Origin of the sequence: Dactylosporangium sp. NPDC000521, assembly GCF_042898305.1 — a bacterium.
Lineage (GTDB): Bacteria > Actinomycetota > Actinomycetes > Mycobacteriales > Micromonosporaceae > Dactylosporangium.
Genome location: NZ_JBIAYW010000011.1, coordinates 55,363 through 69,851, shown reverse-complemented (window position 1 = coordinate 69,851; position 14,489 = coordinate 55,363). Strand labels below are relative to the sequence as shown.

Here is a 14,489-nt window from a genome sequence, read left to right as displayed (position 1 = left end):
GGTGTCGCGCGGCCCGGCCACCGGCTTCCGGTGACCGGGCCGCCGCCGTCATCGGCGCGTCATGGGCCGGTGGCGTCGCGGTACAGGGTGCCGGTCGTGACGTGCTCGTCGAGCGCGGCCTTCACGACGAGGCGCTCCAGGCCGTCGAGGAAGCCGAGGGGGCCGCGTTCGCCGAGGAAGCCGTGCTCGGCGCACAGCATCAGTTCGGCGGTGTCGCTCAGGTCGGTGAGGAACATGAAGAAGTTGGCGCCCTTGGGCAGGCGGTCGATGACGGGGGCACGCAGCTTCGTCGCGGGCGCCGCGTGGATCGCGTCGGCGAGGTCGGCCGGCGGCGTGGGCGGGGGCTGGTCCGGCGGGGCGAAGCGGGTGTCGTTGAAGAAGCAGTAGCCGTCGGGCGTGATCCCGCGGCCGGCGGCGACGTCGGCGAACAGCGCCTCGAGCCGGCGTGGGTCGTACTCGCAGTGGGCGTACGCCAGGAGGGCGGCGTCCGAGGCGCGGTGCAGCAGGTCGCCGACGGTCTCGGCGGGGCGGCCGGTGAAGTCGAGCCGGAAGAGCGCGTTCTGGTTGAAGGCGCCGACCAGCGCGCGGCTCGCCGGCCGGAAGCGGGTCGCCACGATCATGCGGAGCAGGGCCTCGGTCTCGCCGGTGTACGCGGCGAGCTGCAGCGCGGTCCCGGCCAGCAGCACCGTCGCCGGTGGGACGCCGAACCGGGCGGCGAGCCCGTTCGTGGCGAGCGCCAGGGCGGGGGACTGGATCAGCCCCCAGTCGAGGTTGGGCGGCCGGCCGTCGCGGACGCTCTCGATCATGCGGGTGGGGACGCCGGTGAGGTGTTTCGCCCAGTAGGCGAGCGCCTTCGCCTCCCGGCGCAGCCCGACGGCGGAGGTCTCGTACCCGGCGCGCTGCAACGGCTGCTGGCCCGGCTCGACGGCGACCGGCGGGTCCTGCAGCAGGTTGAGCAGGTCCCCGCGGACGATCGCGAAGCTCCCGCCGTCGACGGCCATGTGGCTGGCGGCGAGCAGGACCACGACCGGGGCGTCGTCGCGGACCAGGATCGCGACCCGCAGCGGCAGGTCGGCGCCGATGTCGAACCACGGGGCGCGCAGTGCCTCGCCGAGCTCTGCGGCCGCCTCGTCGGTGCCGCGGTCGCCGATGTCGTGGATCCGCAGCGGGATGTCGCCCTCGCCGACGACCCGCTGGCGGGGGCCTTCGGGGGTGTCGACGTACAGGGTGTGCAGCGAGTCGTGCCGCTCGACGAGCCGCCGCACGGCCGTGAGGACGCGGCCGAGGTCGTTGTGCGGCGGGACGGGGCAGCGGGTGAGCAGGTTGAGGGTCGAGTCGTGCGGTGGCAGCCAGCGGAGCACGTCCCAGATCGCGACCTGGGCCCAGATGAGCGGGCCCTCAGCGGCGCGGCCGGTGCTGAAGTGCACGCTGGTGGGGTACGCGGGCATGGAGTCACCTTCCGCCGAGGCCGGACCGGGTCAGGGGGTGAGCGCCTAAAAGCTACGGCCGACGTTGAAGTTTTTCAATCGTCCGTACGAATCTTGCCAACCTGGCTCAGGTCGGCAAACAATGGCGGAGTTCGATAGGTTGGTGCGCATGTGGCGGATCACCGTGGACCACACGTGCATCGGCTCGGGCAGCTGTCAGGGCATCGCCCCGGACCGCTTCGAGCTGGACGACGTCGAGGGCCGGGCCCACCCGGTCAACCAGGACGTGGCCCCCGACGACGAGGCCGTCCTCGACGCGGTGGCCTCCTGCCCGATGGAGGCGATCAGCGTCGTCGACCTCACCACCGGCAGACCCGTCGAGATCTGACCGCCGTGGGACCCGGTTGGACACGGGGCCGGCTTCGTCATCGACGGTGGCCTCATCGGCACCGTCTGAGTCCCGCCGTGCCTTCCGGCGGAAGGGCACCGTCTGAGTCCCGCCGTGCCTTCCGCTGGGAGGGCAGCGTCCGGGGTCCCGCTACGTCGTGCGGTGGAAGGCGGCGAGGATGGCGTCGGCGGCCTGGCCCGGGGTCATCGTGCCGGCGCGGACCTGGTCCTCCAGGTCGGGGGCGAGGGCGCGGACGGCGGGGTCGGCGCGCAGCCGGTCCAGGAGGGTGGCGCGGGCGGTCTCCCAGATCCACGCGACCCGCTGCGCCTCGCGGCGGCGGTCGAGGGCGCCCGACGACGACAGGTGGTCGTGGTGGGCCTCGAGGCGGGACCACAGGTCGGGCAGTCCGGCGCCGGTGAGGCCGCTGCAGGTGACGACCGGCACCTGCCAGTCGCGGGCGCCGGACGTGTGCAGGAGGCGCAGCGCGCCGGCGAGCTCGCGGGCGGCCTTGCGGGCGTCGGGCTCGTGCGGGCCGTCGGCCTTGTTGACGGCGATGACGTCGGCGAGCTCCAGGACGCCCTTCTTGATGCCTTGCAGTTGGTCGCCGGTGCGGGCGAGCGCCAGCAACAGGAACGTGTCGACCATCCCGGCGACGGCGGTCTCGGACTGGCCGACGCCGACGGTCTCGACGAGGACGACGTCGTAGCCGGCGGCCTCGACGACGGTCATCGCCTCGCGGGTCGCGCGGGCCACGCCGCCGAGGGTGCCCGACGTGGGCGACGGCCGTACAAAGGCGGCGTCGTCGACGGCGAGGCGGGCCATCCTGGTCTTGTCGCCGAGGATGCTGCCGCCGGTGCGGGTCGACGACGGGTCGACGGCGAGGACCGCGACCCTGTGCCCGGCGCCGGTGAGGAACGTGCCGAGCGCGTCGATGAACGTGGACTTGCCGACGCCGGGGACGCCCGTGACGCCGATGCGGCGGGCCCGGCCGGCGTGCGGGGTCAGCGCGACGAGCAGGTCCTGCGCCTGGGCCCGGTGGTCGGGGCGGGTCGACTCCACGAGGGTGATCGCCCGCCCGATCGACGCGCGGTGCCCGGCGAGCACCCCCTCGAGGAGGGCGGTCACCGGCGGAGTTGTGCGAGCAGGTCCAGGGCCGCCGAGGCGATCACCGTGCCGGGCGGGAAGATCGCGGCGGCGCCGGCGGCGCGCAGTTCGTCGAAGTCCTGCGGGGGGATGACGCCACCGACGATGACGAGGATGTCGTCGCGGCCGAGGGCGGCGAGGGCGTCGCGCAGCGCGGGGACGAGGGTGAGGTGCCCGGCGGCGAGGGAGTTGACGCCGACGATGTGCACGTCGGCCTCGACCGCCTGGCGGGCCACCTCGTCCGGCGTCTGGAAGAGCGGGCCGACGTCGACGTCGAAGCCGAGGTCGGCGAACGCGGTCGCGACGACCTTCTGGCCGCGGTCGTGGCCGTCCTGGCCCATCTTGGCGACGAGGATTCGGGGCCGGCGCCCCTCCTCCTCGGCGAACTCGGCGGTGGCGGCGCGCACCCGGTCGATGAGCTCGTCGTTGCCGGCTTCGTCGCGGTACACCCCGGAGATGGTACGGATCTGCGCCGTGTGCCGCCCGAACACCCGCTCCAGGGCGTCGGAGATCTCGCCGACGGTGGCGTGCGCGCGGGCAGCCACGACCGACAGTTCGAGGAGGTTGCCGTCCGAGGCGGCGCCGGCCGACAGCGCCGCCAGCGCTTCGGCGACGCGGTCCGGGTCGCGTTCCGCGCGCAGGCGCTGCAGCTTCGCCAGCTGCTGGGCGCGGACGGAGGAGTTGTCGACCTTCAGGACCTCGATCGGCTCGTCGGCGTCGGGGCGGTACTTGTTGACCCCGATCACCGGCTGCCGGCCGGAGTCGATGCGGGCCTGGGTGCGGGCCGCCGCCTCCTCGATGCGCAGCTTCGGGATGCCCTCGTCGATGGCGCGGGCCATGCCGCCGGCGGCCTCCACCTCCTGGATGTGCTGCCAGGCGCGGGCCGCGAGGTCGTGGGTGAGGCGCTCCACGTACGCGCTGCCGCCCCACGGGTCGATGACCCTGGTCGTGCCGGACTCCTGCTGCAGCAGCAGCTGCGTGTTGCGGGCGATGCGGGCGGAGAAGTCGGTCGGCAGCGCCAGCGCCTCGTCGAGGGCGTTGGTGTGCAGCGACTGGGTGTGGCCCTGGGTGGCGGCCATCGCCTCGACGCAGGTGCGGACCACGTTGTTGAACACGTCCTGCGCGGTCAGCGACCAGCCGGACGTCTGGCAGTGCGTGCGCAGGCTCAGCGACTTGGGGTTCTTCGCGCCGAACTCGCGGACGAGCTTCGCCCACAGCAGCCGGCCGGCGCGCAGCTTCGCGACCTCCATGAAGAAGTTCATGCCGATGGCCCAGAAGAACGACAGCCGCGGCGCGAACACGTCGACGTCGAGGCCGGCGTCGCGCCCGGCGCGCAGGTACTCGACGCCGTCGGCCAGGGTGTAGGCGAGCTCCAGGTCGGCGGTCGCCCCGGCCTCCTGGATGTGGTAGCCGGAGATGGAGATCGAGTTGAACTTCGGCATCTTCTCCGAGGTGTACCGGAAGATGTCGCTGATGATCCGCATCGACGGCGCGGGCGGGTAGATGTAGGTGTTGCGGACCATGAACTCTTTGAGGATGTCGTTCTGGATCGTGCCGGACAGCAGCTCCGGCGCGACGCCCTGCTCCTCGGCGGCGACGATGTAGAGCGCGAGGACGGGGAGCACGGCCCCGTTCATCGTCATCGACACGCTCATCTTGTCCAGGGGGATGCCGTCGAAGAGCTGCCGCATGTCGAGGATGGAGTCGATCGCGACGCCGGCCATGCCGACGTCGCCGGCGACCCGCGGGTGGTCGGAGTCGTAGCCGCGGTGGGTGGCGAGGTCGAAGGCGACGGACAGGCCCTTCTGTCCGCCGGCGAGGTTGCGCCGGTAGAAGGCGTTGGACTCCTCGGCGGTGGAGAACCCGGCGTACTGGCGGACCGTCCACGGCTGCGTGGTGTACATCGTCGGGTAGGGCCCGCGCAGGAACGGGGCGATCCCCGGGTACGTGTCGAGGAAGTCGAGCCCGTCGAGGTCGGATGCGCCGTGGACACCGGCGACGTCGATGCCTTCCGGGGTCTGCCACGCCTCGGCCGGCTCCGGCGGGGTGGCGTCGACGCGGGGGGTGCCGAGGGCGACCTCGGTGAAGTCGGGGATCACGGCGTCACCAGTCCCAGGTCCAGATGTGTGCGGCGGAGCACGGCGAGTGCGTCGCAGCCGGTGTACAGGTAGTCGTCGACGTGCTCGTAGCCGGCGGGTCTCCCCGCCAGCCAGACGGTCTTGACGCCCTCGGCCTTCAGCCGGCGGGCGGTGTCCTCGGCCTCCTCGGCGTAGGAACGGTCGGAGCCGCAGATGCACGCGACGGCCGGGGAAGGTCCATTGTGGACTGTCCGGATGCCGCCGGCGGCGAACAGGTTGGCCGCGAACGACGCCCGCGCGGTGTGCGACGCGACCGGGCCGAGCGTGACCAGGCTGACGACCTGGTCCGAGCCTTCGGCGGCGTCCCGCAGGGACTCGAACGCCTCGGCGTACCGGTGCCGCGGCAGCCCACCCGAGGGTGCCTGCGGCGCGGGGGAGCGGACCGGCCGCCGCTCCTCCAGGGACGCGAACTCGCTGACGCCGGTGATCGGGTCGAGGCGGTGCGCGAGCCGGTCGGCGCGACGCTGCCAGGTCGCGGCGACCCGGTCGGCGACGAGCCCGCTGCCGAGCGCGGCGCCCATCCCGCCGGCCCGCTCCACGTCGACGAACACGTCCCAGGCGGCGTGCGCGAGCGCGTCGGTCAGCGACTCCACGAACCACGAGCCGCCCGCCGGGTCGACGACCCGTGCCACCTGCGCCTCCTCGACCAGCAGCGTCGAGGTGTTGCGCGCGATCCGCCGGGAGAAGCCGTCGGGCAGCCCGAGCCGCGCGTCGAACGGCAGCACCGTCACCGCGTCGGCGCCGCCGACCCCGGCGGCGAAACAGGCGACGGTGGTGCGCAGCAGGTTCACCCACGGGTCGCGGGCCGTCATCATCGCCGCGCTCGTCACCGCGTGCTGCACCTGCGCGCCGAGGTGCGGCACGTCGCAGACCGTCGCGATCCTCGACCAGATCCGCCGCGCCGCCCGCAGCTTCGCGATCGTCGCGAACTGGTCCTGGCCGGCCGCGTAGCGGAACTCCAGCTGGCGCAGCGCCATGCCGGCGCTCATCCCCGCGTCGACCAGCGCCCGCAGGTACGCGACCCCGGTCGCGGCGGCGAAGCCGAGCTCCTCGGCGTCGCTGCCACCGGCCTCGTGGTAGGGCGTCGCGTCGACCGTCGCCACCGGTACGTGCCGCGGCGCCTGCTTCGCGAGCCGGCCCAGCATGCCGAGGTCGGCGGGCTCCCCGGTCTTCGCCTGCCACCCGAGCGGGTCGGCGCCGAGGTTGCCGCGCTTGTCGTCGCCCGGCAGCCCGAGGAACACGCGCGCGGCGTCCTCCGTCGCGGCGCCGCAGTCGAGCACGACGGGGGCGAGGTCGAGGTACACGCCGTCGAGGACGTCGGGGATGCTGCCCGGCGCGATCCCGTCGAGCCAGATCGACGTCGCCCCGTTCTCGAGGTCGGCGAGGATCGCCTCGCGGGTCGCCTTCGCGTCGGGGTCCGCATGCCGCTGCCGCACGTCCCACGCCCGCGGCTGCGCGCTGCCGCCGCGGATGAACGGCGACTGCCCCGGCCACCCGGTCGCGGGCAGCCCCTGCGCGTCGGCGGCGGTGAACAGCGGCGCCACCGCGATCCCGTCGTAGGTCACGCTGCCCAGCAGCTCCGCGACAGCCTCCGGCGGCGTGCCGTCATCGGCGGCGCCGGTCCTGCGCAGCACCGCCAGGGCCAGCCGCTGCCACTGCTCCAGGTCGCCACCGGGGAAATCGGCACCCAGCCGCAGCCCGTCAGCCTCACTCATGAACGGATGTTAAGGGCCTGTGACAGCGACCCCGCAACCGTTGTGAAATGCTCCACCCGTCGAATATCTCACCGTTTCGCCCCATCCGCCGCTCCGGCCAACCCGGCGATGTGCGGCGCCCGTGGACGACACCGGGCCTGGTCGCGCCGCGGGGTGACCGCCCCGGCAGGCCGGTGCGGTCACCCCTGTGCGGGTCCCTGGACGGGCTCCTGTGCGGGTCAGGCGAAGTAGCGCAGCCAGACGTAGCCCCAGGCGATGACGGTGGTCATCACGGTGGTGACGATGCCGTAGCGGGTGAACTGCCAGAAGCTGATCGGCTGGCCGGCGCGCGCGGCGATGCCGAGCACGACAACGTTGGCGCTGGCGGCGACGGCGGTGCCGTTGCCGCCGAAGTCGGCGCCGAGGGCGAACGCCCACCACAGCGACTGGCCGGTGGCCGGGTCGGGGGTGGTCGCGACGATGTCCTCGACGATCGGGGCCATCGTCGCCACGTACGGGATGTTGTCGAAGAACGCGCCGAGCACCGCGGAGCCGAACAGCAGCCCGGTCGCGGCGAGGAAGTAGTCGTCGCCGACCTGGCCGGTCGCCCAGGTGCCGATGCGGTGGATGACGCCGGTCTCGACGAGGCCGCCGACCATCACGAACAGGCCCATGAAGAACACCAGCGTCGACCACTCCACCTCCTCCAGGTAGGCGGCGGTGGGGACCCGGGACACGAGCACCATCAGCCCGGCGCCGAGCAGCGCGATGATGGCCGGCTCGACGTGGATGACGGCGTGCAGCGCGAAGCCGGTGACGACCAGCGCGAGGACCGCCAGGCACCGGGCGAGCAGCCGCCGGTCGGTGATCGACGCGCGCTCGTCCAGGGCCATGACCTCGGCGACGCGCTCCGGGTGGTACTCGAAGCGCTTGCGGAACATGACCCAGGCCAGCAGTACGAACAGCACGAACAGGATCGCGACGATCGGCGCCATGTGCACGACGAAGTCGTTGAACGTCAGGCCGGCGCGGCTGCCGATGATGATGTTCGGCGGGTCGCCGATGAGCGTGGCGGCGCCGCCGATGTTGGAGGCGAGGGCCTCCGCGATCAGGTACGGCGCGGCCGGGATGCCCAGCTTGCCGCACACCAGCACGGTCACCGGCGCGACCAGCATGATCGTGGTGACGTTGTCGAGGAACGGCGACGCGACCGCGGTGATGACCATGAGCATCACGAGGAGCTTGTACGGCCGGCCGCCGGAGCGCTTCGCCGCCCAGACGGCGAGGAACTCGAAGATGCCGGTCTGCTTGATGACCCCGACGATGATCATCATGCCGAGCAGCAGGAAGATGACGTTCCAGTCGATGCCGGCGTGCTCGGAGAAGAACACGTCCTTGCCGGGCACCAGGCCCAGCAGGGCCATCATGCCGGCGGCGAACAGGGCGACGGCGACCCGGTGGACCTTCTCGGTGGCGATGAGGGCGAACGCGACCGTGAAGATGACGATCGCGGCGACGGCGCTCACCGGCGGCCCGGCGGGCCGTGCGGCGTGACGAGCTGACGTGGGCGTGGCGGTATGCGGTACATGACGGAAACCTCCTGAAGGGCAACGCGACGAAACCGTCGACCCCGGCGGGGCCACGGCTGCGGAGAACGTGAACTTCAGGAGGTGGGCGGGCCCCGGCAGCCCGGGGTGGCGCCGCACCGTCCACGATGGACCTGCGCGGTGCCGGCCGCCGCGGACCAGACGGCCGCCGGCGGTGTGACGTCGAGCGCGGCGGGCAGCACGACGAGCCAGTGCGCTCCGTCGGCGGTGGTTTCGCCGGTACGGGGAAGCTTGCGCCCCTGTGGCGCGTCAGCGCCCGGCACCGCCGACATGACGCTGCCGGTCCGCGCGACCTGGAACGTGTCGCCGGGCAGCGTGTGGTGGGCCTGGGTCAGGCCGAGCAGCATGGCGCAGATGCTGAGCGCGAGGCTGACGGCGGTCGTGCGCAACGCAGTCCTCACGCCTCACCTCCGCCCGCTCGTCGAATCCCCGAGTTTACCTGCTAATGCGGGTAGGGGCGCGCGGTCCGGGGTGTGATGCCGGCGCGGAACCGTCCGATGCGGGCCACCACCTGCTCCATGCGGACCGTGTCCTCCAGCGTGTCCAGGTACAGCACCCGGCTCACCAGGCCGTCGACGGTGAAGCTGAAGTAGATGGTCATCAGCGGGTTCACGAACAGGGTGCTGCCGCCGGTGCGGCTGGTGAACCGCACGTCGCCGCACTCGCCCCGGCTCGCCGCCGCGATCTGCCCGTTGACGATGCTCGGCCGCAGCGGCGTCGCGGCCTGCGCGTGCGCGACGGCGTCCCGGTACAGGGCGGCCTCCCGGCTCGCCGACGGGATGGACAGCGCGCCGAGGTAGGCGCCGTCGCGGTCGAGCGCGGCGATGTTCTCCAGCACCTGGGTGTGCCGGACGCCGTGGTACGCGTCGATCCCGAACCCCACGCACGTCACCAGCTTCACCGGCACGTCGAGACCCGCGACCGCGGCGAGGCTGGTCATGTCCTCCGCGGGGGTGCCGAGCCCGGCCTCGTCGCCGCGCATGAGGATGTCGGTGCCGCCGTCGACGAGCACGACCGCGTCGAGGCCGAGTTGTTCGGCGAGCGTCGCGTACGCCTCCCGCAGCGGCCGCACCCCGGTGCGGGGGAACGCGTACACGACGTCCGGCTCCCGCTGCCCCCGCAGCCACCGCGCGAGCGCCCGCTCCGGGAAGTAGTCCTCGAGCCCTTCCGTCCGCGCCGTCACCAGCGCGACGCCGGGCGCGAGCCACACGTCGAGGTCGAGCGTCTCCAGGGCCGTGAACGACAGGTTCGCCAGGTGCACGACCTTGCCCTGCGCGCGCAGGGCGAGGGCGAGGGGCAGCCCGGCGTACACGTCGAAGCCGCCGCCCGCCCCGGCGACCAGGACGCTGCGCGCGCCGGCGAGGGCCGCGAACAGCGGCGGCTCGGCAAGGCTCATGACAAGCTCACGACAGGCTCTGGTGCCAGGCGGCGTGGACGCGCTTCGGCACGACCATCCGCCACGCGTCGACGATCAGGTCGCGCAGCTCCTCGCCACCGAGCCCGGCGAGGTGGCCGCAGACCCAGTTGAACCGCAGGTCCGACAGTGGCGGCAGGAAGAACCGGCCGGGGTCGGCCGCGACGAGGGCGTCGCGCTCCTCCTTCGGGAACGCGAACCCCAGCGCCGTCTCGTCCTGCGACAGCGCCAGATAGACGATGCTGCCCACCCGGAACTTGACCCGGTCGCGGATCAGGTGCTCCGTCGTCCGCGGCAGGCTCAGCGCCACCGCGCGTACCTCGTCGACGCTCCCCATCGGCTCATCCTGGCACGCCGGGCCGGCCCGGCAGGGCCCCCGCGACCGGCGGGTCAACCGGTCCCTGTACCCGTCCCTGGGCGCCACGCACATCGCCTTCCCGATCGATGCCCATAAACTACCGCAAAATGGACGCAATATCGTCCGATCGGGTGACCTTGACGTCACCCCCGGCGGTGCTCGTCGTTGCTGGGGGCAGCTAGGACCCCCTGCCGAGCGAGCGAACGGACCGATGCGATGAAACCGGGTATCGGTGGCGCGCACAGATCACGAGGCCGGACGCTCATGGCCTCGGCACCGCTCACGTTGACCGTCGCGGCGGCCGTCCTCGTCGGCGGGCCGCCGCTCGGGCTGCCGGCCGGGGTCGCCGTCCTCGTCGCCGCCGCGGCCGCGGCGACCCTGCACGCCGCCTGGCTGCTGCGCCTCGCGGCCGGCGCCGGCCGGCGGCACCCGGACGGGCCCGGCGCGGAGGGAGCCGGCGCGGTCACGCCGAAGCCGCTGCCCCGCGGCACCGTGTTCAGTCTCGCGGCGCTCGCCGCCGGGGTCTTCGGCGCCGGGGTCTCCGCCGTGGCCACGCCCCTCGCCGGGTACCTGGCGCCGGTCGCGGGGGCGGCGCTCGTGGCCGGCCTGCTGAAGCTGCCCGGGGTCACCGTCGACACGCCCGGCGCGATCCGGCGGGCGCTCGACGGGGTCTGCGTCGCGCTGTGGAAGTTCCTGACCCTGCTCGTCCTCGTGCTCGAACAGCAGGGCGAGCCGGGCCCCACCGTCTTCACCACCTGCCTGCTCGCGGTCGTCGGCATCACGGTCGCGGTGGTCAGCGGCGTACGGGCGCCGTTGCCGCGCTGGGCCGCCGTCACCGCCGCCGGAGGCGTCGCGCTCCTGGTCCTCGGCCTGGCGGTGCTGCGGCTGCGGCCCGCCGGCAACGGCACCTGGCTGCTCGTCGCGGGCGGCCTGCTCGTCCTCGGGTCGGTGCTGGTCTGGGCCGGCGCGTGCCGGTCGGTGTACGTCGACCGCCAGCCCGGCCGGCCCGCCACCGACGGCATCCTGATCGGCGACCCGCTGCTCGTCGCGCCCGTCCTCGCCGGCGCCGCGGCGGTGCTGTACGCGCTCGTCAGCCGCGGGCAGATCGGCACGCCCGCGATGGCCGTCGGCACGCTTGCCGTGCTGGCCGTCGCGGTACGCGAGCTGCTGGAGGCGGTCGCGCTGCGGCGGTACAGCGGCCGGCTCGACGCGCAGGAGGCGACCTTCCGCACGCTCGTCGCGGGCTCCTCCGACGTCATCGTGGTGCTGGACCGGGACCTGTCGGTGCGGTGGCAGTCGGCGGCCGCGGCGCGGCAGTTCGGGCTGTCGGACCAGGACGTGGTCGGCCGGCCGCTCCGGCAGCTGCTGCACCCCGGCGACGCCGCCGCGGTCGTTCTGGACCGGACGTCGCCGCAGCCGGTGCGGGCCAGGCTCCAGGACGGGTTCGGCGCGTGGCGGCCGGTCGAGGTCAGCGTCACCGACGAACGCGGCAACCCAGAGGTCGACGGCGTCGTCGTGCACCTGCGGGACGTCACCGCGCAGCAGGACCTGGAGCACAGCCTGCAGCGCACGCAGCGGACCGACCCGCTGACCGGCCTGGCCAACCGCGGGACGCTGCTGGCCCACCTCGAGGGCAGGACCGGCCACCTGGTGATGATCGGCCTGGACGGCTTCGCGGGCGTCAACGACCTGCACGGGGCCGACGTCGGCGACGCGATGCTGGTCGAGGCCGCCGCCCGCATCCGCGGCGCGATCGGCACGGGCGACGTCGCGGCACGGCTCAACGGCGACGAGTTCGCGGTGTACACCGAGGTCGACAAGGTCCACGCGTTCACGCTCGCGACGCGGCTGCTCGGCGACCTCGGCGAGCCGTACCGGCTGCCCGGCGCCGACCTGCAGCTGTCCGCCGGGATCGGGCTCGCCCCGGCCGGCGGCGGCGCCGAGGAGTCGCTGCGCCGGGCCGGGCTGGCGCTGCGCCGGGCGAAACGCGGCGGGCGCGGCAAGGTCGAGTGGCACGACGCCGCCGTCGAGGACGCCTACGTGCGGCGGGCCACGCTCGAGCAGCACCTGCCGCAGGCGGCGGAGCGCGGCGAGCTCGACCTCGCGTACCACCCGGTCTACGACCTCGTCGAGGGGCACCCGGTCGGCGTGGAGGCGCTGCTGCGCTGGCGGCATCCCACCCTCGGCACGGTCCCGCCGAAGGAGACCCTGGAGGTGGCGCGGGAGCTCGGGATCACCGGCGAGATCCACGACTGGGTGCTCAACCGGGCGTGCCGGCAGCTGTCGTCGTGGCAGCACGAGGGGTACCGGCTGTGGATGTCGGTCAACGTCGAGATCGACGACCTCGTCGCGGAAGGGTTCGCCGGCCGGCTCAGCCTCACCCTCGACAGCCACCAGATCGACCCGCCGGACCTGGTGGTGGAGCTGTCGGAGCGGGAGATCGGCGCGGACCTCGACCGGGCCGTCGAGCCCCTCGCCACGGTGCGGGCCGTCGGTGTGCGGACCGCGCTGGACGGCTTCGGCACGGGCGCCACGTCGCTGGCGCACCTGCGGCGGCTGCCGACGGACGTGCTGAAGGTCGACGGTGCCCTCTTCGTGTCGCAGCCGGCGGCCGGCGGGGGAGCGGCGCCGATCATGGACGTCGTCGTGAAGCTCGCGCAGCGGCTCAACGTGACGGTCGTCGCCCACGGTCTGGAGGTGGAGCGGCACCTGGAGGTCGTGCGGACCGCGGGCTGCCGCTACGGCCAGGGCCACTACTACGGCACGCCGGCACCGGCGGAACGCATCGAGGCCGCCCTGGTGCGGCAGCGAACCTGGTGACCGTCACGGTCACGCCATGCGGTTGGTGACCGGCCGCTCCCGGTGCACGTGCAGCACGCTGAACGTGATCGGCTCGTCCGGCTTGCCCTGCCAGCCGACGGCGAGCCGGTGCGTCTCGCGGGTCGACGGGAACAGCATCTTGCCGGTCGCGACGACGGGTAGCCCCAGCTTCGCCGGCTGGGCGCCGCGGTTCTTCAGGTTGCCGCCGACGACGTTGATCAGCTCACCCATGGCGTCGGTGACGTCCTGGTCCGTGACCTCGTCGGGCTCCATGGCGAGCATCAGGCCGGTGATGTCGTTCGCCGCCGCCGCCGGTACGAGCACCCGCACATGCCCCTCCCAGGCACCGGTGATCGAGACGGCGGCGGTGATCGGGCGCATGTCCAGCACCGGCTCGTGATCGGTCGGCTGGGCGTCCGGCTGCTGCAGGTACGCGTCCCAGACCTCGTTGACGATCTCGACGAGGTCCTTGTCGGCGAGGCCGGACTCGTTGAACGAGGCGTCCACCATGCGCACTCCAGAGGTCTGTCGAAGCTGTACCCGTCACCCGCATGGTGGCAGCCGAAAGTGGCAGCCCGGCGGAAACGGGAAAATCACTCTGAGACGATCGCGGACGGTCGCGGCCCGGCGGCTGCTAGGTTGCGCGGGTGGAGTTCGACGAGTCCCGCTGCATCGCCCTCGCGGGCCGCATCAACCGTGGCGACCTGATGATCGGCATCCTGCCGCTCTCGGTGGCCGAGGAGGTCGTCGCGGGGCTTCGCGCCGCCGGCCGGTCGGGCAGCGCCCGCGCCTGGATCGAGCTCGGCAGCTGCTACCTCGGCGCGAGCGGCGACGTGCTCGCCCCCGCCTTCCCCTCCGGCGAGACCACGCTGGACCAGGCCCGGCAGTGCTTCGCCGAGGCCGCCGCGCTCGGCGACCGGGACGGGGCGCTGCTCTTCGCCCGCTCGTGCGCCGACGGCCCGGCCGACGCGCAGCGGGCGGCCCGCGAGCACCTGCGCCCGCACGCCGCCACCGACCCCGCCGCCCGCTACCGGCTGGGCCTGCTGGAGCAGTGGCTCGGCGATCCGGCCGCCGCCGTGCCGCACCACGAGTGGGCCGCCGAGCGGGGCGACGCCGATGCCGCCTTCGAGCTGTACGTGCTGCACTCGACCGGCGAGGGCGTCCCCCGCGACGAGGACCTCGGCCGCCGCTGGCTGATCCGCGCCGCCGACCTCGGCCAGCCGCGGGCGCTGTACAACCTCGGCGCCGCCCACGCCACCGGATCCGGCTTCCCCGCCGACCTGACCCTCGCCGCCGCCTACTACCGCCGCGCCGCCGACGCCGGCAACCCCCGCGCCGCGGCGATGCTCGGCTACATGCACCTCACCGGCGAGGGCGTCCCCGAGGACGCCGGCACCGCCGCCCACTGGCTCGACACCGCCGAGGACCTCGGCCACCCCGTCGACGACTGGCTCGACCACCTCGGCCTCGACCGCCCCCGCGGGCGTCACTCGTAACATG

The 14,489-nt window shown here is 73.6% G+C and carries 12 protein-coding genes; 3 read left to right on the top strand and 9 right to left on the bottom strand.

The window, feature by feature from the left end; all coding sequences use genetic code 11:
* Positions 1-59: 59 nt before the first annotated feature.
* Positions 60-1,448 (bottom strand): condensation domain-containing protein, encoded by a 1,389-nt coding sequence (locus ACFY3L_RS32670; RefSeq protein WP_389332758.1) that lies wholly within the window; start codon positions 1,446-1,448, stop codon positions 60-62.
* A 148-nt stretch (positions 1,449-1,596) separates the two neighbouring features.
* Here ACFY3L_RS32670 and ACFY3L_RS32665 point away from each other — a divergent pair, with 148 nt between their 5' ends.
* Entirely contained in the window at positions 1,597-1,815 is a 219-nt protein-coding gene (locus tag ACFY3L_RS32665) for a ferredoxin (RefSeq protein ID WP_389332755.1), read from the top strand.
* Between the two features lie 150 nt (positions 1,816-1,965).
* On the opposite strand, the gene meaB is transcribed toward ACFY3L_RS32665, so the two are convergent.
* The 7 genes from meaB to ACFY3L_RS32630 form a co-directional block, all read right to left on the bottom strand.
* On the bottom strand, positions 1,966-2,940 hold the full coding sequence (gene meaB / locus ACFY3L_RS32660; protein ID WP_389332752.1) for a methylmalonyl Co-A mutase-associated GTPase MeaB: 975 nt from the start codon (positions 2,938-2,940) through the stop codon (positions 1,966-1,968).
* The gene (gene scpA, locus ACFY3L_RS32655; protein ID WP_389332749.1) at positions 2,937-5,057 is read right to left on the bottom strand and encodes a methylmalonyl-CoA mutase; all 2,121 of its coding nucleotides are present in this window, start codon (positions 5,055-5,057) and stop codon (positions 2,937-2,939) included. Before scpA ends, meaB begins: the two co-directional genes overlap by 4 nt.
* The gene (locus ACFY3L_RS32650; protein ID WP_389332746.1) at positions 5,054-6,811 is read right to left on the bottom strand and encodes a methylmalonyl-CoA mutase family protein; all 1,758 of its coding nucleotides are present in this window, start codon (positions 6,809-6,811) and stop codon (positions 5,054-5,056) included. Before ACFY3L_RS32650 ends, scpA begins: the two co-directional genes overlap by 4 nt.
* Positions 6,812-7,029: 218 nt before the next feature.
* Positions 7,030-8,316 (bottom strand): SLC13 family permease, encoded by a 1,287-nt coding sequence (locus ACFY3L_RS32645; RefSeq protein WP_389332743.1) that lies wholly within the window; start codon positions 8,314-8,316, stop codon positions 7,030-7,032.
* A 137-nt stretch (positions 8,317-8,453) separates the two neighbouring features.
* Entirely contained in the window at positions 8,454-8,798 is a 345-nt protein-coding gene (locus ACFY3L_RS32640) for a hypothetical protein (RefSeq protein ID WP_389332740.1), read from the bottom strand.
* A gap of 41 nt (positions 8,799-8,839) precedes the next feature.
* A complete protein-coding gene (locus tag ACFY3L_RS32635) occupies positions 8,840-9,793 on the bottom strand; it encodes a DUF1152 domain-containing protein (protein WP_389332737.1) in 954 nt (317 codons plus the stop codon).
* A 7-nt stretch (positions 9,794-9,800) separates the two neighbouring features.
* Positions 9,801-10,148 (bottom strand): MmcQ/YjbR family DNA-binding protein, encoded by a 348-nt coding sequence (locus ACFY3L_RS32630; protein ID WP_389332734.1) that lies wholly within the window; start codon positions 10,146-10,148, stop codon positions 9,801-9,803.
* Between the two features lie 285 nt (positions 10,149-10,433).
* On the opposite strand from ACFY3L_RS32630, the gene ACFY3L_RS32625 reads away from it, so the two are divergent.
* Positions 10,434-12,989 carry a putative bifunctional diguanylate cyclase/phosphodiesterase gene (locus ACFY3L_RS32625; RefSeq protein WP_389332731.1) on the top strand — a complete coding sequence of 852 codons (2,556 nt, stop codon included), beginning with the start codon at positions 10,434-10,436 and terminating at the stop codon, positions 12,987-12,989.
* A 9-nt stretch (positions 12,990-12,998) separates the two neighbouring features.
* Here ACFY3L_RS32625 and ACFY3L_RS32620 read toward each other — a convergent pair whose 3' ends face one another.
* The gene (locus tag ACFY3L_RS32620) at positions 12,999-13,499 is read right to left on the bottom strand and encodes a chemotaxis protein CheX (RefSeq protein WP_389332728.1); all 501 of its coding nucleotides are present in this window, start codon (positions 13,497-13,499) and stop codon (positions 12,999-13,001) included.
* A gap of 137 nt (positions 13,500-13,636) precedes the next feature.
* Here ACFY3L_RS32620 and ACFY3L_RS32615 point away from each other — a divergent pair, with 137 nt between their 5' ends.
* Entirely contained in the window at positions 13,637-14,485 is an 849-nt protein-coding gene (locus ACFY3L_RS32615) for a tetratricopeptide repeat protein (protein ID WP_389332725.1), read from the top strand.
* Positions 14,486-14,489 lie beyond the last annotated feature (4 nt).